Here is a 17,172-nt window from a genome sequence, read left to right as displayed (position 1 = left end):
GTGAACGGGCTTCGGCTGGCGGTGTCCTGGCTGACGGTGCTGCCGGTTCGAGGGCCGGATGAAGTCGACCGGTCGGTTGCTGCCCGGGCGATCGGGTGGGCTCCGGTGGTCGGGGTGTTGCTCGGCGGTGGGGCGGCCGGATTGCTTTGGGGGCTGGGCGAACTCGGGGCCTCGGGGCTGCTGGCCGGGTTTGTCGTGGTGGCCGGGCTCGCGTTGATCACGCGCGGGATGCACGTCGACGGGCTGGCCGACGCCATGGATGGGCTCGGGAGCTACGGTCCGCCGGAGCGGGCTCGCGAGATCATGAAGAGTGGCGGAGCGGGGCCGTTCGGGGTGGCGGCGTTGGTGTTCGCTGTTGCCATTCAGGCGATTTCGCTGGGCGTGCTTGCCGAGCAGGGGCGGTGGGCGGCGGTCGTCGTGGCTGTTGCGGTCGGGCGGGTCGCGGTGGTGTTGGCGTGTCGGCGGGGGATCGAGGCGGCGCCGGGGGCCGGGTTCGGCGCGTTGGTGGCGGGGACGCAGGCGCCCGTGGTGGGGGTCGGGTGGAGTGTGATCGCCTGCGGGGCAGCGGTGTTCGTGACCGGGAATGTGTGGCAGGGGCCGGTGGCGGTGGTTGTGGGGCTGGTGGGGGCCATGGTGCTGGTGCGGCATTGTGTGCGGCGATTCGGGGGGTTGAACGGCGATGTGCTCGGCGCCGCACTGGAATTGAGTGTCACTGCGGCCGCAGCGGTGTTGTCGCTCGGTCGCTGAGAGTGGACCGGAAAACGCGTCCCGGCCTTGGCGGGGTTGGGATTCGGACACTCGTATAACAGTTCGTCCTCCGTTCGCAATCCGACCGACCCGTGGCCGCGAATACCTTCTGATCGCATGCACCCGGCCGGAAACGGAGTCGCGAAATGCTCGGAATTCTGTTGCAGCTGGGGGTATTGGCACTCTTCGCGGGCATCGCGGTGGGAATCTTCGTGCTGGGGGACCGGGTGCGCCCGAGGTCCTGGCGGCACGGCGACGATTCCGGCGCGGGCTCCATGACCTTGGACATGGTCAATATGTTCTTCGCCGCGATCGTGGCCTTCGTGGTGGTGATCCTGTGGCAGCAGTACGACACCTCGCACGCGCACACGGTCGCCGAGGGCAAGGCGCTGGTGAATGTCTATGAGAGCGCCAACGGCATGCCCGAACAGGACCGCAAGCAGATCCAGGCCCTGGTGACCGCCTACACCAAGCAGGTGATCGGCGACGAGTGGAAGGTGATGGACGAGCAGCGCCGCCTGAGCCCGGCCGCGCAGTCCACCCTGGACGATCTGCGCGAGGCCGTGGACGCCGCGCCCGCCACCGACCCGGATGCCAAGGCCACCCAGGACAAGGCGGCGACCGCGGTCGAGGCGATCACCGACGCCCGCTACGACCGCGGCCTGGATGCGGGGTACCGACTGCCCGGATTCCTTTACGTGGCCCTGTGGTTCGCGACCGGCATGCTGTTGTTCGGCACCGTGTTCTCCGGTGTCGTGGTCACCAAGCGCAGCATCCTGATGACCGGTCTGTTCGGTTTGGTGATCGGCGCGGTCATCGTGGCCGTCTATCAGCTCGATCGGCCTTTCTCCGGCGGCAATCACGTCGCCAAGGACGCCTACGAACTCGCCCTCGCGCGTTTCCAGCACATCGCCGCGGAAACGCCGTCCAGCGGCGGCAGTCCCCGCTGACCGTCGCGACCGCGTAACCCGCTCGGCTTCTCGGAGGCACCCGTGAACGGAAACCGCAGAACAGCAAGAGGATTCGCGGCGGTGACAGCGGTCCCGGTGGCCGCGGCGCTGCTCGCCCTCCATCCCGATGTCGCCGCCGCCGACCCGGGGCTGCCGTCGATCGGGGAGATCATCAGCGGCAGCGCGGGCGGGGGACCGGATCCCGGTGACACCGCCGCGCCGATCGACGCGCCCACCGGCAGCGCGCTCGGATTGGGCACCGGCAGTAGCTATTCCGGCAATCAGGGCCAACCGGGCGGCCGGGTCGTCACCGGCAACCCCGCGGGCCCGAATCCGATCACCGCCTTGGATCTCGGCAGCAGCAGCCCGGACATCCGGCGCGAAACGACCGCGGGGGCATCGGGTCTCGTGCCACCCGAACCGCCCGCGACTCCGATCGCCATCCCCAACGCCCTCGGTGGTCTCCTCGGCCTCGACTCCGGCAGTGTTCTCACCGCCTGCGCGGGCAGCGCCGTGGTCGGCAGTGCGGCGCTGGGCATGGGCATCCTCACGGGCAGTGGCATGGGTTCGGGCCTGATCGGCCCCGGCTTCATCCCCGGCTCCAGCGGACTGGTCGGTCCGGGCTCGGCCGGGGCGGGCAGTGTGGTGGTCGGCAGCGCCGCCACCGGCAGCGCCCTGCTGACCTGCATGCTGTTGCTGCCTGTCCCGATGGCGCCGGAACCCGGTATCCCCCTGCTGATCCCGCCGGCCGCCCCCGCGGTGGTCCCGGCCGCCGCTCCCGTCGTGGCTCCGCTGCCCGCGGTGGTCCCGCCCGCCCCGGCGCCGATCCCGCCGCCGCCTCGGCAGCCGGTCGAAGTCGCCGCGCCGGAGCCGCCACCACCGGCGGCCGGCCTGACCGCGCTCCAGGTCATGACGGTCATGATCATCACGATCATCGCGGGTGCGCGCGCCCGCCTCGCCCGCGGCCACCACGCGCCCGCCGACTGACGACGGGCGCGCCCGGGTCAGGACAGCTTCTCCAGCTTCGGGACCTCCCACTTCCCGTTCAGCACGCTGTCCTTCGGCGCGTACAGCCGCAGCGTGAGGGAGAACCGCCCGGACTCCGGGATCGGCAGCCAGTGCCCGGTCGGTACCTCCGACCCGGGATCGGCGTTCTGCACCGCGATCGTGATGGTGCCGTCCTCGGCGGGGGAGAGCGGGACCAGATGCCCGACCGAGTAGATGCGCGCGGGGTTCTGCACCAGGTAGGACTCGCCGTCATAGGCGGTGAGTGACCAGAACGCCCCCACCGGCGGCTGCTGGTCCTGGGCGAAGGTGACCCGGAATCGGCTGTCGCCGTCCGCATTCGCGTCGATCGTCGGATACACCGCGTCCCGGGGCAGATTCGCGCCCAGGCCGAGCGCGGCGATCTGCGCGCGCAGCGGATAGTCGGTGCCGTACGCGCCGACCTCCAGATTGAAGAGCCACCCGTTCTGGTACTGCGACTTGGGATCCCGGTACTCGGTGAGCGCGCGGCGGCCGTCGGCGAGGCCCGCGTTGAGCACGTCCGCGGGCACGGTGGCCGCTCCGCCCGGCGTGATGCCGATGGTGGCGAAGCGCTTCATGGCGTCGACAGCGTCCTCGTCGGCCGGATTGACCGCCATGACCGTGCACATGCGCGCGAAGAACGTGGGCCCGTCCATGGCCCCCACCATCTGGGCGGGCGCGCCGCCGCCCGCGGCCAAGGCCCCCGGACCGCCCTGCACCTCGCCGGAATCCCAGACGCTGAGCGGGGCCAGCTTCAACTGGTGCTGGAGCGCCCGCACACGCTCGATGTCGCCCTCACCCTTGTATTCGATACGGCCGAGCAGCCAGGTGGTGCCGGTCGGCATGGCCAGCTGGGTCATGCCGTCGGGCACCGTGCCCTTCCAGCCCGGTCCGGTGACGAGGTAGGTGTAGGGCGCCTGCTGCGGCGCGTTCTTGACGCGCGGATTGGTGCTGGCGGGATCGTGCACCGTATTGGTCCAGGCGTCGAGGAACTGCATGAGCCAGTACCGGCCCTTGATCTCGGGTACCTGCAACACCATCGGTTCCGGCCGCAGATCCAGCCAGGCCTGCGAGTACAGGGTGTCGAGGTTGAGCCGCACCACCTGCCGCACCTCGGGGGTGGGCGGATTCTGGTGCACGAATTGGTTTGCCGGGCCCCCGGTTTCGCGGGTGACGTCCATGAGGACCAGCGGGTAACCGAACACGTAGGCGTCGGCGGCGATGTCCTTGGCGTCGCTGGAGGCCGAGGTGGCGCCGGTGGTGCCGGATCCATTGTCCGAGGTGCCGCAGGCGGTTAGTCCGAGGGCGGCCGCAGCGCCCATGCCGAGCGTCCGGGCGCCCAGTTCGAGCATCCGGCGACGCGAGAAAGGTGCGAAGGGGTGGCTCATGGCCAGCACCGTACTGCGGCGACGCGGGCCCGGAGCGCCCTCACGGGCGTGGCGCTCCGGTGTGTCGCGTGCGGGTCAGAGGTTGACCGGGTAGGTCGGCTCCTGGATCTCGGGCTTGATCCGGTTCTCCACGAAGATGCCGTGCCAGATCATGAACACGATGAGCGTCCACAGGCGGCGGCTATGGTCGACCGGACCGGTGCGGTGCGCCTCCAGCATGGCCAGGATGGCCTGCTTGTTCAGCAGGTGGTCGGTGCCCGACTCGGTGATCTGGGCGCGCGCCCAGTCGTAGAGCTCCGGGCCGCGCAGCCAGTGCCGCAGCGGCACCGGGAAGCCCAGCTTGGCCCGGTTGAGCACGTGCGGCGGCACGATGTCGGTGAGCGCCCGGCGCAGCGCGTACTTGGTGGTCTCCTTGGTGATCTTCTGGTCCACCGGGATCTTCTCGGCGACCTTGAACACCTCGGGGTCCAGGAACGGGACGCGCAGTTCCAGCGAGTTGGCCATGGTCATCTTGTCGGCCTTGACCAGGATGTCGCCGCGCAGCCAGGTGAACAGGTCCAGGTGCTGCATGCGCGCCACCGGGTCCCAGTGGTAGCCCTGCATGGCGTAGATCGGGGCGGTGACGTCCTGGTGCGTCCACTCGGGCCGGAACTCGCGCAGCACCGACCGCAGCTGGGCGTCGTTGAAGCTGCGCGCGTTGCCGTAGTAGCGCTCCTCCAGGGTGAGCGAGCCGCGGTGCAGCAGGCTCTTGCCGCGGGTGCCCTCCGGGATCCGGTCCGACACCTTGCCCGCCAGCTTGCGCAGCGGCTTGGGCAGGTACTCGAAGGGCTTGAGCGACAGCGGTTCCCGGTAGATCGTGTAGCCGCCGAACAGCTCGTCGGAGCCCTCGCCGGAGAGCACCACCTTGACGTGCTTGCGGGCCTCCTTGGCCACGAAGTACAGCGGCACCAGTGCCGGGTCGGCGACGGGTTCGTCGAGGTACCAGACGATTTCTGGGATGGAGGCCGCGTACTCCTCGGGGGAGACCATGCGGATGTAGTGCTTGGCGCCGATGGCCTCGGCGGTCTCGGCGGCCACATCGGCCTCCGAGTAACCCTGCCGCTCGAACGCCGAGGTGAAGGTCAGCAGGTTCGGGTTGTGGCGGATGGCCAGCGCGGCGATGGCGGTGGAGTCGATGCCGCCGGACAGGAACGCGCCGACGGTGACGTCCGCGCGCATGTGCTTGGCGACGGAGTCCTCGAGCGCCTCGGCGATCTCCTTGTAGCGCTTGGCCTCCGAGCCCGCCGCGAACTTCTGCACCCGGAACTGCGGGTTGAAGTAGCGGGTCACCTGCGGGGCGCTGCCGGGCTCGATCCAGGCGTAGCAGCCCGACTCCAGGCGGCGGATGTCCTTGTGCAGGGTCTCGGCCTCGGGGACGTACTGCAGCACCGTGTAGTGCTCGAGCGCGCGCGGGTCCAGGGCGTCGGTCAGCTCCAGCTCGGCGAGCAGGCCCAGCAGGCTCTTCTTCTCGCTGGAGAAGGCCGTGCCGCCCGCGCCGGTGGCGATGAACAGCGGCTTGATGCCGAACGGGTCGCGGGCCAGGAACAGCTTGTTCAGCTCGGTGTCCCAGATGGCGAAGGCGAACATGCCGCGCAGCCGGCTCGCGGCCTTGGCGCCCCAGTAGTGGAAGGCGGCCACGATGGCCTCGCCGTCACCCTCGGTGCGGAACATCGGCTGGTCGCCGAACTCGGCCTCGTGGGCTTCCTTCAGCTCGGCGCGCAGCTCCAGATAGTTGTAGATCTCGCCGTTGAAGGTCATGGCGTAGCGCTCGGGGTTCTCCGGGGGACCCCAGCGCAGCGGCTGGTGCGAGTGCTCGATATCGATGATCGACAGGCGGTTGAAGCCGAAGATCATGCGCTCGTCGTTCCAGGTGCCCCGCTCGTCCGGGCCGCGGTGGCGCTGGCAGTGCAGCGCCTCGTATACCTGTGCAGCGGTGGTCTCGACCGTCCGCCCGTCCGGAGTAGTAGCTGTGCTAGCTGTCAGAAATCCGAGCAGACCACACACTGCGCCGAGAACCTCTTTCCGGAGTCATAAGGATTGGGGCGTACCCGCACGGGCACGCTGCACGCGAAACCTACTGCCCGAGTATGCCGTACCCGTGCAGATCCCGCCGCCAGAGCCCGTATCCACTGCATATGAGGTTTCCGGAGTGTCGGACAGGACCCCGTCGCAACGGGGGCCCCTTGTTGGTCTACGCTGCGTAGTACTTGGGAAACTCTCAGGGTCGGTTGCGCGTTCGCGTGTACCCTTCCCCGAGCTCCCGAACTGTGCTGATTATGTGTCGTCCGGCGGAAGGGAGCCCGGGCGGCGCGGTGTCGGAATGACGACCAGGAAGGCGTTGAGCGTGGCGCACAAGGCGAGCGAGGCGATAGGGGCACGACCCGCCCAGGGTCGGCGGGGCCGCATCCTTCGGCGGGCCGGGCTGGCGGTGTCCTTGGGGATGACCGCGATGCTCGTCTCCGGCTGCTCGATCGACAACGTTTGGCTTCGATTCGGCTGGCCTTCGGGCATCACGCCGCAGGCCACCAGGATGCGCGAGCTGTGGACCTGGTCCGTGCTCGCCGCGCTGGCGATGGGTGTGCTGGTCTGGGGTCTGACCTTCTGGACCATCGCGTTCCACCGCAAGAAGGCGAACTCCCCGGAGTTCCCGCGGCAGACCGGTTACAACGTGCCGCTGGAGCTGAGCTACACGGCGATCCCGTTCGTGATCATCGCCGTGCTGTTCTACTTCACCGTCGTCGTGCAGAACTACGTGCACGAGAAGGTCGAGAACCCGGACGTCGTGGTCGACGTGACGGCGTTCCAGTGGAACTGGAAGTTCGGCTACCAGAAGGTCGACCTGAAGGACGGCTCGCCGGTCTGGGACGGTGTCGACACCGAGCGCCAGGACATGAACGAGGACATCAAGGATCGCTACAAGGAAGCGACCAAGGATGGCCACCCGCAGCCGGGCCCGAACAACGGCCTGCCCGCGAACGACATCTCCTACCTGCACTACGACAAGGTCGAGACCGTCGGTACCTCCAACGAGATCCCGGTCCTGGTGCTGCCCTCGGGCAAGAACATCGAGTTCCAGCTGGCCGCGGCCGACGTCATCCACTCGTTCTGGGTGCCGGAGTTCCTGTTCAAGCGCGACGTGATGCCGAACCCGAAGCAGAACAACTCGGACAACGTCTTCCAGATCACCAAGATCGAGAAGGAAGGCGCGTTCGTCGGCCGTTGCGCCGAGATGTGCGGCACCTTCCACTCGATGATGAACTTCGAGATCCGGGTCGTCTCGCCGGACGACTTCAAGAAGTACATGGACGCGCGGATCAAGGACCACAAGACCAACGGCGAGGCGCTCTCCGCGATCGGTCAGTCGCCGGTGGCGACCTCCACCAAGCCGTTCAACACCGACCGCAAGGCGCGCGGCAACGAGCTCGCCGACGCCAAGTGAGGATGAACTGACATGAAGGTCGAAGCTCGCATCTTCGAACTGCTCACGGTCTTCTTCGTGATCGTGGCCGTGATCTACGGCTACTTCACCGGCCAGTCCCGCACCGGAGTCGAGTGGGCGGGCACCACCGCCATCGTGCTGACCGGCGGCCTGGCGCTGATCGTGGCCACCTACTTCCGCTTCGTCGCCCGTCGTCTGGACCTGCGTCCCGAGGACTACGAGGAGGCCGAGATCGTGGACGGCGCCGGCGACCTGGGCTTCTTCTCGCCCGGCTCGTTCTGGCCCATCCTGCTGGCCGGTGCGGGTTCCATCACCGCGCTGGGCCTGGCGTTCTTCCAGTTCTGGCTGATCGGCATCGGCGTGGTCTGCGTGCTCGCGGCCGTCGCCGGCCTGGTGTTCGAGTACCACCTGGGCCCGGAAAAGCACTGATCCGGAGCACAACTCGAAGCGCCCCATCCGAATCCGGATGGGGCGCTTTGCTGTTCGGGGGGGGGGACCGTTCGGAGGTCTTCAGATGCCGAGCGCGTGTTTGAGGCGGGTGGTGCGCGGCGACATCGACGCCAGACCCAGCAGGGCGCGCGGGAACCTCGGTGTCAGTTGGGACGGGCGGGTGTGGATGGCGGTCTCGATCCAGCGGGCGGCCTCGGCCGGATCGATGGTCCCGTATTCGGCGTGCGCGCGAGCGCTGGTGGCGCCGTCGAAGATCGGGTACTGGACCGTGGAGACGTGGATGCCGCGCGGGGAGAGCTCGGCGTCGGCGCACTGACCGAAGGTGGTCCAGGCGGCCTGGGCGGACGCGTAGGAGGCGAAGTTCGGGGCGGCCCCGCTCTCCGGGCTCCACGGGCCGACGTTCACCACGTGGCCGGAACCGCCCGCGAGCATGGCGGGGAGCAGGCCCAGGGTCAGGCGCAGCGGGCCGAAGTAGTAGGCCGCCATCATGCGCTGGTAGTCGCGGAACCGGTCCAGGGATTGCAGGACCGGGCGGCGGCTGGGGCGGCCGGTGTTGTTGACCAGCACGTCGACGGTGTCGAATTCGGTGAGCAGCCACTCGACCAGCTGGTCGACATCGCCGAGGGCGGCGATGTCGCAGCGGTACCAGTGGGCGCGGCCGCCGGCTTCGATGATGGTGGCGCAATCCTCGACCAGCTGGGCGCCGGTGCGCGCGACCAGGATGACCTCCGCGCCGTGAAAACCGAGTAGTCGGGCCGTTTCTCGGCCGATCTCGGAGGTGGCGTCGGTGATGACCACGCGTTTGCCCTCGAGCGGGCGTTCGCCCTCGGGGTCACCGGCGGTACGGGGGCGGCGGGCAGCACGGAATTCGATCATGGGACAGGCAACCTTCATCAGAGGATTGAGCATGAACCATGCACCGATACCCCGCCGACAGTATCGATACCGCCGCGCCTCCCGGCTGCCAACCGATAGCTGATTTGCGCTACGCGATTGCTGGGTGAGCGGCGGAACACATTCTATTCGGTCGGGTCATAACGCCGGGCGCGTTCGGCCACACAGATCTCGTCGATTCCGGACACGATGTCCCGCAACAGTTCCGAGGGCAGCGCCGCCGGACGCAACCGGCAGGTGAAGGTGATGAAGCCGTGGTCCTCGTCGTCGAGTTCACGCAGGTAACGGGAGCGCACGCCATAGGTCATGGCCGAGATCACGGTGAAGCAGCCGGTGCGCTCGCGGTGCCCGGAGAACAGGTCGTGCAGGCCGTGGAACACCCGCGCGTAGTTGGACATGGGCGCGAAAAGCGAGATGCGGTAGGCCGGTCCGCGCTCCGAGGAGCTGATCACGGTGTCGGCCAGGTACTCCGCGTCGCGCAGCGTCAGCACCTTCGGAGCGAACATGAGCGCGCCCGCCGCGGCATTGCGGACCGGCATGCCGGCGCGGCCGCCCGCCGAGGCGGCGATGGCGCCCAGCGACTTCCGGGCGCGGGCGCCGACCTCACGCCGGGCGCGCAGCGACAGATTGGGGGTTGTGGGGTGCAGGCTCGACCACTGGCCGAAACGGACCGTGCCCAGCTGCACGGTGCCGGTGCCGACCGGGCGCGCGACCTTCAGCGGCGCGGTATCGATCCAGCGGCCCACCTGCAGCATGGAGTCGCCCGGGGACTGGATCTCGCGGAAGGAGTGCTCCACCCAGGTGTCGAAGTCCAGGAAGCGGTGCGCGTCGGTGGTGAGCCAGGTGCGGTCCTTGTCCACGCCGGTCACCTCGAGGGTGAGCGCGGTGATGATGCCGGTGCGCCCGCCGCCGCCCAGGATCTTGCGGAAGCGTTCCGCGTGGTGGGTGCGCCCGCAGGTGCCGAATCGCCCGTCCTGATCGACGTATTCGAGTTCGACGACATTGTCGGAGAACATGCCGAAGCGATGCGACGCCGCCGACAGCCCGCCCACCGCCGCGAATCCGCCCGCCGTGATGTCGCGATGGTCGCCCACGATGGGCAGCCCGAGCCCGTGCGCGCCCAGGGTGCGATCGATGTCGGACAGCCGTGCCCCCGCCTGCACGCGCACAGTCCTGGCATCGGCGTCGACAACCTGCACGCGGTTCATCTTCCGCATGCTCAGGGTGGTGCCCTGCACGGGCAGTCCGAACTCCTCGTCCGGACGTTCCCCACCCCGGATGATCAGCGGTTTCGTCGAACGACGTGAATCCCGAACGGTCCGAACCACATCCGCGGTGTCGCGGGGCAGAAACTCGTCGGGGTGGGTGGAGACGGGCGTGCTCATGGCGCTACAGCTAACCACAACCGCGCGAATTGCGCTCGCGCGTAGAGTCCGGCCTATGAGTTTCCTGGGTGGGGTTTTCGGGTCGCCGCGAGATCGGTTCGGCAAGAAGATCTTGGAGCAGGTGCGGGGGTACGAGGTGGTGGAATTCGCGCGGTTCGACCCGGAGGCGTTCGAGATCGCGTGCCGGCTGCGGAACGGGTACGCCGCGACACTGAAACTGGAGATGCTCTATCGCCGGTTCGGGGGGAAGGTCGGCGCGGAGCTGTTCGCCGTGATCGACAGCATGCTGTTGCCGCCCGCCGCGCGGGAGAGCTGGGACGAGGTGTCGCCCAAGCTGCGGCCGGTGGTGCGGCGGGCCGGGTACGGGGCGGTGCGGGTCGCCGAGGCGGACAGCCGGGACATGGTGCTCACCCGGCCGGCGCTGCCGTATCTGTGCGAGCTGGTGGTGATCGATCTGCCCAGCACCGTGCAATTCGTGACACGGCAGGATCTTTCGCGCTGGGGAGTGGACGAGGAGCAGGTGTACGCGGTCGCGCACGCCAATCTCACCGAACTGGCCATGAGCACCATGACCGCCTTCGATCAGGCGGAGGGCGTGCGGGTGCTGGACTTCACCGATGACGACGGCGAGAACTACGTCGGCTCGCTGCCGCTGGTGGCGGGCTGGCTGGCGGGGGTGGGGGCCCGAACCGGCACCACGCCACTGCTTTTCCTACCGGGACACCTCGGCATGCTGGTCGTGCTCGGCGCGACGCCCGCGGCCATGCCGCAACTGCTCGCGCTGGCCTCCGAACGGCACGAGGCCGCGCTGCGACCCTTGTCGGCGGTGCCGTACACCGTGGACGACAACGGTGACCTGACGCCGCTGCGGGTGCCCGAGGATCATCCGGCGTACGCGGAGATCCGGCACGCGCAGGCGCAACTCGTGGTCGGCGCGTACCGGTCGCAGACCGAGAATCTGCGCGAGGAGGACGACCGCGAGGGCGCGATCATGGAGCTGCTGCTGGTGAGCGCGCCCGACGGCAGCGAGTACACCATGACCTCCTGGACCGACGGCGCCACGAATCTGCTGCCCGCCGCGGACTTCATCTGCTTCGTCACCGGCGACGGCGATGTCTTCCGGGTGGCCTGGGACGACGTGTCCGGGCTGGTGCCATTGGAACTCGCCGACGAGTACGACCCGCCGCGTTTCCGGGTCCAGGACCATCCGCCCGCCGAGGTCATGGCCCGACTACGCGCGCTGGCCCGCTGATTCGGGCGGCGCGTCGCCGGTGTGGCGGGATTTCTTCACGACTGTGTCATCTGGGTCGGCTAGGGTCGCGGCGTGGACAGGGCGCAGCTTGCAGCGGATATGGCGGCCGGAGCGAGACCGGAGTTCCTCTTCTTCTGGGGGCACACCCGCACCCCCGGGCACGAGGTCGGCACATGGGTGCTCAGCCAGTGGTGGCCCATCGACTTCACCGTGGACGGCCAGACCTACTCCAGCGCCGAACATTTCATGATGGCCGAGAAGGCCCGCCTGTTCGGCGACGAGGACATGCGCACCCGCATCCTCACCAGCGACACCCCCGCGGACGCGAAACGCCTGGGCCGTGCCATCTCCGGCTTCGATCAGGACACTTGGGAAGCCCACCGCTTCGACATCGTGCTGCGCGGCAGCATCGCCAAATTCGGCCAGCACGACGCGCTGCGCGACTTCCTGCTCGCCACCACCGAGAAGGTGCTGGTGGAAGCCGCACCCCGCGACACCATCTGGGGCATCGGGCTGGGCGCCGAGAATCCCGACGCCGCCGACCCGGCGCTGTGGCGCGGCGAGAACCTACTCGGCTTCGCCCTCATGGACGCCCGCGACGCGCTAGCTCCCGCCCGCCAGCTCTGACGCGACGCCCACGCGCCGCTCGTAGAGTGCGAGCACGGCCTCGACCTGCGGTGTGCGCGGGGCGTTCTCGGCCAGCCAGGCGATGCGGGTGCCGGTGAGCTCCAGCTCGGCGGTGGAGAGATCGGGTTTGGTGAGCGCGATCTCGCACAGTGCCCGGACCGTTCCGGCGGCCCGCTGGAGGGTCTCGTCGCTGGAGGCGGCGGGCTGAGGGTCGGGCGGCGGGGAGCTGTCGAAGTCGATGCGGGTCCGGTCGGACAGCGTCGGCACGGCGTCGGCCGGGACGGTTCCGAAGAGCTGCGCGCCGTCGCTGTAGCTGCCGTCGCGAGTTCGGAACGGCAGCAAGTTGCTCAGCCCGAGCATTGCCGAAAGCGCCGTCAACGAAAACCCCACCGGCAGCGGCAGAGCTGCTTGCGCCCAGACCGCGGCGAAGATGCCCGCGGAGATCAGGTTCGCGAGCGGACCCGCGGCAACGGTCAGCCGCTCGCCGCGCGGGCTCGGTCGCACCGACCAGTGCACCCGTCCGCCCGGATACAGACCCAGCCGCACCGTCACCGAACCGAGTTCGAAGCGCAGACCACCGGCGCCGGGCCGCGTTCCGATGCACACGATCAGGGGATACGCGCCGAAAAGTCGTCCTACCGCCAGGTGTCCGAGTTCGTGTATCAGGACTGCCAGCATCAGCGCGCCGTAGTAGTACCAGGGGAACAGCGCCATCAGCGGATGGTCGCGCCAGTAGATCGCCGTGAATCCAGCCGATACCGCGGCCACCGCGGCCACGGCCGCGCCCTCGGTCACCTGCTTCCCTCCCACACGCACGGCCGGATAGTAGCCCGCGATCTCCGGACTCCGCTGATCTCGGTCCGGATGAGGGAGGATCGGGGCATGGAGACGGTGAGCGGTCGTGAGGTGTATTCGAATCGGTGGATCACGCTGCGGGAGGATGTGGTCCGGCAGGCCGATGGGGAGGAGTCGATCTATGCCTTCATCCGGAAGTCGGACTTCGCGATCGTGATTCCGTGGGACGGGGAGCGGTTCCATCTGGTGGAGCAGTTCCGGTATCCGTTGCAGCGGCGGTGCTGGGAGTTCCCGGGTGGGGCGGTGGCGGGAGAGGGCGATCTGGTCGAGGTGGCCCGGCAGGAGCTGAGGGAGGAGACCGGGTTGCGGGCGGGGACGCTGACGGTGCTGGGGAAGGTGGCTCCGGCTCCGGCGACCAGTACGCATTACGGGACGGTGGTGCTGGCGACCGAGCTGACCGAGGGGCCGCACGAGCGGGAGCCGTCGGAGGCGGACATGGAGTCGGGGTGGTTCACCCGCGACGAGTTCGAGGACCTGATCCGGACGGGGGCGATCGTGGACGCGCAGACCGTTGCCGCGTATTCGCTTCTGCTGCTGCACGAGAAGACGAGCGGGCGTCCAGTCGTATAGACGGTTTATTACGTCCGAAAGCGGAAGATCCGCTGAAAGTGGATCCCGGTGGCCCTTGCGGCGTGACGCGGGCGGCGTTCAATGGTCGTCGCGGTCCACGCCTGGAAGGGCTGGGGGATTGGTCATGGATCGTATTGGTGCACTCCGTGATACGAAGAAGTGATCCTATGTTCGGAAGAACTCCCGCGGCCGCGCTGGCGGCCGTGCTGGTGACGGCGCCACTGGTGACGGGCCTGGCCGCGGCCCAGGCCGCGCCGGCGACCACTGCGGTGGCGAGCCCGGTCGCCGCTCGCCACAACGACCAGGGCTCGGACCGCGATGGCGGCGGCGATCAGGGCGACGCCTGGTTTATCCACCACTGCAAGCAACTCCACGAATGGTGGCAGCCGCGCTGTATGCGTGATCGCAACGATATGTGGCACCGTGGCGACCCGCCGTCGACGGGCAGCTGGTAGCGCTCACCAGGCGAGCCGCGCGTACTCCTCGCTACCCCACACGTGGCCCCAGAAAGTGCCGGTCGGTCCGTCGGCGGGCAGGGTCGCCAGGTACACGCTGGGTTCGGCGCCCTGTTCGGGGGTGCGGAAACCGCTGTGGCCGTTCAGATCCGTGGCGGTGTAGCCGGGGTTGGCGGCGTTCACCTTGATCGGGGTGTCCTGCAGCTCCTGCGCGTAGAGGACCGTCACCATGTTCACGGTGGTCTTGGACGCGGTGTAGGGGATCGCGGACGGCATCCGCGACAGCGGGCTGTCGGGATCCGTGCGCGCGGTGAGGGAGCCGACTTCGCTGGACACGTTGACGATTCGCGCGGCCTCCGCGCGCCGCAGCAGTGGCAGCAGCGCGTTGGTGACCGCGATCAGGCCGAAGACGTTGGTGTCGTACACGTGTCGCAGGGTGGCGAGGGTGCCCGAGGACGCCTTGCCGTCGCCTTCCAGACCGCCGGTGATGGCGGCGTTGTTGACCAGCACGTCGAGCCTGCCGAACTCGGACTCGATGCGGGTGGCGGCGCGGGCGACGGAATCCTCGTCGGCGACGTCGATCTGGATGAAGTGGGCGTCCGCGCCCTCGGCCCGCAGCTTGTCCGCGGCGGCCTGCCCGAGTCCGGGGTCGCGCGCGCCGATCAGGACGGTCATGCCGCGCGCGGCCAGCTGCCGGGCGGTCTCGTAGCCGATGCCCTTGTTGGCTCCGGTGATGAATGCTGTTTCGCTCATGTGAAAAGCTTCGCGCGGCAGCGGATTCCGCGGGAGGACCGGTTTGTACCACCCTGGACGGGAATACCGGCCCACACTGGAGTCATGGCTGACCGTAGCGAGCTCGCGGCCTTTCTCAAGGCCAGGCGCAACCGGCTGACACCCACCGACGTCGGACTGCCCCTGGGCCTGAACCGCCGCGCGCCCGGCCTGCGGCGTCAGGAGGTGGCGCAGCTGGCCGGGATCTCGGTGGACTACTACATCCGGATGGAGCAGGCGCGCGGGGCGAAACCCTCGAGGCAGGTGCTGGCGGCGATCGGCCGCGCGCTCATGCTGACCGTCGACGAACGCGAATACCTGTTCCGGATCGCGGGGGAGGCGCCGCCGGTGGTGGCGGGGCCGAACAAGACGGTGCCGCAGTCGGTCCGGACCATTCTCGACGCGCTCGCCACCCCGGCCTACGTGGTGGACGCCACCTACGAGGTGCTGGCCTGGAACCGGGCCGCGACCCCGTTCGTCGGCGATCTCGACACTGTGCCCGGTCACGAGCGCAATATGATCCGCTGGATGTTCCGGGAGGCCGTCGACCACCCGCAGTGGGCCGAGGCCGACACCCGCGACTTCGCCCGCGCCCTCATCGCCGACCTGCGCGCGGCCTACGCCCGCTACCCGGGGCATCCGGCGCTCGCCGCGCTGGTCACCGAATTACTGGGCACCTCACCACGTTTCGCCGACATGTGGGGCGCGCACGACGTGGAGGTGCGCCGCACCCACCGCAAACGCATCCGCCATCCGGAACTGGGCCCGCTGGATTTCCAGTGCCAGGTGCTGCACATCTCCGACACCGATCAGCGGGTGATCGTCTACTGCGCGACCCCGCACAGCCGCACAGCGGGAGTCTTCCAGTCCCTGGCCGCGGCGACCGACCGCTGAAATGTTGCCAACAATCGTTGGCCAACAACTGTTGACATCGCGCTGACCGAGTCGTACCGTCTAATTCAACAGACGTTGGCCAACAAGTGTTGGCATAGATTCGGGAGTTGTCATGAACGCAGTGCCCGCCACCGCCCAGGTCGTCATCGTGGGTGCCGGTCCCGCCGGCATGACCGCCGGAATCGCGCTCGCCGACGCGGGCGTGGACGTGGTGCTGCTCGATCGGCTCGCCGAGGGGGCCAACACCTCGCGTGCGGTGGTGGTGCACGCTCGCACGCTGGAGGTGCTCGAGGAGTTCGGGGTCACCGAGCGGCTGCTGGAGCAGGGGCTCGTGGTGCCGAACTTCGTCATGCGCGACGGCGACCGGACGCTGGCCCGCGTCTCCTTCGCGGGGCTGCCCACCGAACACCCCTACACCGTCATGCTCGGTCAGGAATCCACCGAGGCGATCCTGCTGGCACGGCTGGAGAAGGCGGGCGTGCAGGTGGTCCGGCACGCCGAGGTCACCGGGCTCACCCAGGACGCGGACGGCGTCACCGTCGACTTCACCGATGCCGACGGCGTCGCGAATTCGGTTCGCGCGGAATGGGTCATCGGCGCGGACGGCATGCACAGCAAGGTGCGGGAGGCGGCCGGGATCGGCTTCACCGGCGCCACCTATCCCGAGTCCTTCGTCCTCGCCGATGTCCGCATGACCTGGCCGGAGCCGCGAGACGAAGTCTGCCTGCAGCTCTCGCCCGAGGGTGTCACCGTCATCGCCCCGCTGCCGGACGCGCGGCCCGACCGCTTCCGCATCGTCGCCACCGTCGCCGAAGCGCCCGAGCACCAGGACCTCGCCTACGTGCAGGGCCTGGTCGACGCCCGCCGCCCGGGCGCCCACGCGAAGGTCGAGGAGATCGTCTGGAGCTCACGCTTCCGCGTCCACCACCGCGTCGCCGACCACTACCGCGCGGGCCGCGTCCTGCTGGCGGGCGACGCCGCCCACGTCCACAGCCCCGCGGGCGGTCAGGGCATGAACACCGGCATCCAGGACGCGGTCGTCCTCGGTCGCCTGCTGGCCGCCGTGGTCGCGGGCGCCCCCGCCTCGCTCCTCGACGATTACGAGCAGACCCGTCGCCCGGTGGCTCTCGACGTCGTCGCCTTCACCGACCGGGTCACCCGCATGGCCACCCTCCGTGCCCGCCCCGCCCGCATGATCCGCAACCTGGTGATCAGCACCCTCGCCCGCATTCCGGCGTTCCGCTACAAGCTGGCCTTCCAGCTCGCCGAACTGGCGAATCGCTGACGTCGCAGTCTGATTCGACGGCCCGCACCGACTCGGTGCGGGCCGTCTTGCGAGTGTGCGAGGAGATCCGCGGCCCGCACGAGTTGTCACAGCGCGGCGACGTAGTCCGCGGCGCGGCGACGCCGCGCACTGCGCTATGACTCGG

17 protein-coding genes are annotated in these 17,172 nt (G+C 69.0%); 11 read left to right on the top strand and 6 right to left on the bottom strand.

Features of this window, described 5'->3' with window-relative positions; translation table 11 throughout:
* The 3 genes from ACQP06_RS25045 to ACQP06_RS25035 all read left to right on the top strand — a co-directional run bounded on the left by ACQP06_RS25045 (nt 1) and on the right by ACQP06_RS25035 (nt 2,684).
* On the top strand, nt 1–747 hold the full coding sequence (locus ACQP06_RS25045; protein WP_433666887.1) for an adenosylcobinamide-GDP ribazoletransferase: 747 nt from the start codon (nt 1–3) through the stop codon (nt 745–747).
* A 146-nt stretch (nt 748–893) separates the two neighbouring features.
* Entirely contained in the window at nt 894–1,697 is an 804-nt protein-coding gene (locus ACQP06_RS25040; RefSeq protein WP_357094782.1) for a DUF4239 domain-containing protein, read from the top strand.
* Between the two features lie 81 nt (nt 1,698–1,778).
* Nucleotides 1,779–2,684 carry a hypothetical protein gene (locus ACQP06_RS25035; protein WP_433666886.1) on the top strand — a complete coding sequence of 302 codons (906 nt, stop codon included), beginning with the start codon at nt 1,779–1,781 and terminating at the stop codon, nt 2,682–2,684.
* 17 nt (nt 2,685–2,701) lie between these two features.
* On the opposite strand, the gene ACQP06_RS25030 is transcribed toward ACQP06_RS25035, so the two are convergent.
* Both ACQP06_RS25030 and asnB read right to left on the bottom strand, forming a co-directional pair.
* Nucleotides 2,702–4,111, bottom strand: a complete 1,410-nt coding sequence (locus tag ACQP06_RS25030) for a DUF1254 domain-containing protein (protein ID WP_433666885.1) — start codon at nt 4,109–4,111, stop codon at nt 2,702–2,704.
* Nucleotides 4,112–4,186: 75 nt separating this feature from the next.
* Nucleotides 4,187–6,154 (bottom strand): asparagine synthase (glutamine-hydrolyzing), encoded by a 1,968-nt coding sequence (gene asnB, locus ACQP06_RS25025; RefSeq protein WP_433666884.1) that lies wholly within the window; start codon nt 6,152–6,154, stop codon nt 4,187–4,189.
* A 436-nt stretch (nt 6,155–6,590) separates the two neighbouring features.
* Here asnB and ctaC point away from each other — a divergent pair, with 436 nt between their 5' ends.
* Both ctaC and ACQP06_RS25015 read left to right on the top strand, forming a co-directional pair.
* Nucleotides 6,591–7,589, top strand: a complete 999-nt coding sequence (ctaC, locus tag ACQP06_RS25020; protein WP_357095242.1) for an aa3-type cytochrome oxidase subunit II — start codon at nt 6,591–6,593, stop codon at nt 7,587–7,589.
* Nucleotides 7,590–7,601: 12 nt separating this feature from the next.
* A complete protein-coding gene (locus ACQP06_RS25015; protein ID WP_433666883.1) occupies nt 7,602–8,018 on the top strand; it encodes a cytochrome c oxidase subunit 4 in 417 nt (138 codons plus the stop codon).
* An 81-nt stretch (nt 8,019–8,099) separates the two neighbouring features.
* Here ACQP06_RS25015 and ACQP06_RS25010 read toward each other — a convergent pair whose 3' ends face one another.
* Both ACQP06_RS25010 and ACQP06_RS25005 read right to left on the bottom strand, forming a co-directional pair.
* Entirely contained in the window at nt 8,100–8,915 is an 816-nt protein-coding gene (locus ACQP06_RS25010) for an SDR family NAD(P)-dependent oxidoreductase (RefSeq protein WP_433666882.1), read from the bottom strand.
* A gap of 143 nt (nt 8,916–9,058) precedes the next feature.
* Nucleotides 9,059–10,318: an FAD-binding oxidoreductase gene (locus ACQP06_RS25005; RefSeq protein ID WP_433666881.1), complete on the bottom strand. Its 1,260-nt coding sequence runs from the start codon at nt 10,316–10,318 to the stop codon at nt 9,059–9,061.
* A 55-nt stretch (nt 10,319–10,373) separates the two neighbouring features.
* Here ACQP06_RS25005 and ACQP06_RS25000 point away from each other — a divergent pair, with 55 nt between their 5' ends.
* Together ACQP06_RS25000 and ACQP06_RS24995 are read left to right on the top strand one after the other, a co-directional pair.
* The gene (locus tag ACQP06_RS25000) at nt 10,374–11,570 is read left to right on the top strand and encodes a hypothetical protein (protein ID WP_433666880.1); all 1,197 of its coding nucleotides are present in this window, start codon (nt 10,374–10,376) and stop codon (nt 11,568–11,570) included.
* Between the two features lie 72 nt (nt 11,571–11,642).
* On the top strand, nt 11,643–12,197 hold the full coding sequence (locus ACQP06_RS24995; protein WP_433666879.1) for an NADAR family protein: 555 nt from the start codon (nt 11,643–11,645) through the stop codon (nt 12,195–12,197).
* Here ACQP06_RS24995 and ACQP06_RS24990 read toward each other — a convergent pair.
* The gene (locus tag ACQP06_RS24990; protein ID WP_433666878.1) at nt 12,174–13,013 is read right to left on the bottom strand and encodes a site-2 protease family protein; all 840 of its coding nucleotides are present in this window, start codon (nt 13,011–13,013) and stop codon (nt 12,174–12,176) included. The two genes, ACQP06_RS24995 and ACQP06_RS24990, sit on opposite strands and share 24 nt — an antisense overlap.
* A 66-nt stretch (nt 13,014–13,079) precedes the next feature.
* Here ACQP06_RS24990 and ACQP06_RS24985 point away from each other — a divergent pair, with 66 nt between their 5' ends.
* Entirely contained in the window at nt 13,080–13,622 is a 543-nt protein-coding gene (locus ACQP06_RS24985) for an NUDIX domain-containing protein (protein WP_433666877.1), read from the top strand.
* A gap of 167 nt (nt 13,623–13,789) precedes the next feature.
* Nucleotides 13,790–14,077, top strand: a complete 288-nt coding sequence (locus tag ACQP06_RS24980; protein WP_433666876.1) for a hypothetical protein — start codon at nt 13,790–13,792, stop codon at nt 14,075–14,077.
* Between the two features lie 3 nt (nt 14,078–14,080).
* On the opposite strand, the gene ACQP06_RS24975 is transcribed toward ACQP06_RS24980, so the two are convergent.
* Nucleotides 14,081–14,830 carry an SDR family oxidoreductase gene (locus tag ACQP06_RS24975; protein WP_433666875.1) on the bottom strand — a complete coding sequence of 250 codons (750 nt, stop codon included), beginning with the start codon at nt 14,828–14,830 and terminating at the stop codon, nt 14,081–14,083.
* 84 nt (nt 14,831–14,914) lie between these two features.
* On the opposite strand from ACQP06_RS24975, the gene ACQP06_RS24970 reads away from it, so the two are divergent.
* A complete protein-coding gene (locus tag ACQP06_RS24970; protein ID WP_357094813.1) occupies nt 14,915–15,742 on the top strand; it encodes a helix-turn-helix transcriptional regulator in 828 nt (275 codons plus the stop codon).
* 112 nt (nt 15,743–15,854) lie between these two features.
* The gene (locus ACQP06_RS24965) at nt 15,855–17,027 is read left to right on the top strand and encodes an FAD-dependent monooxygenase (RefSeq protein WP_433666874.1); all 1,173 of its coding nucleotides are present in this window, start codon (nt 15,855–15,857) and stop codon (nt 17,025–17,027) included.
* The last annotated feature ends 145 nt before the right edge of the window (nt 17,028–17,172 follow it).

Source organism: Nocardia sp. CA-136227, from assembly GCF_050955695.1.
GTDB lineage: Bacteria > Actinomycetota > Actinomycetes > Mycobacteriales > Mycobacteriaceae > Nocardia.
Note: the sequence above shows the minus strand (reverse complement) of the source record. Positions and strands in the feature narration are given on the sequence as shown.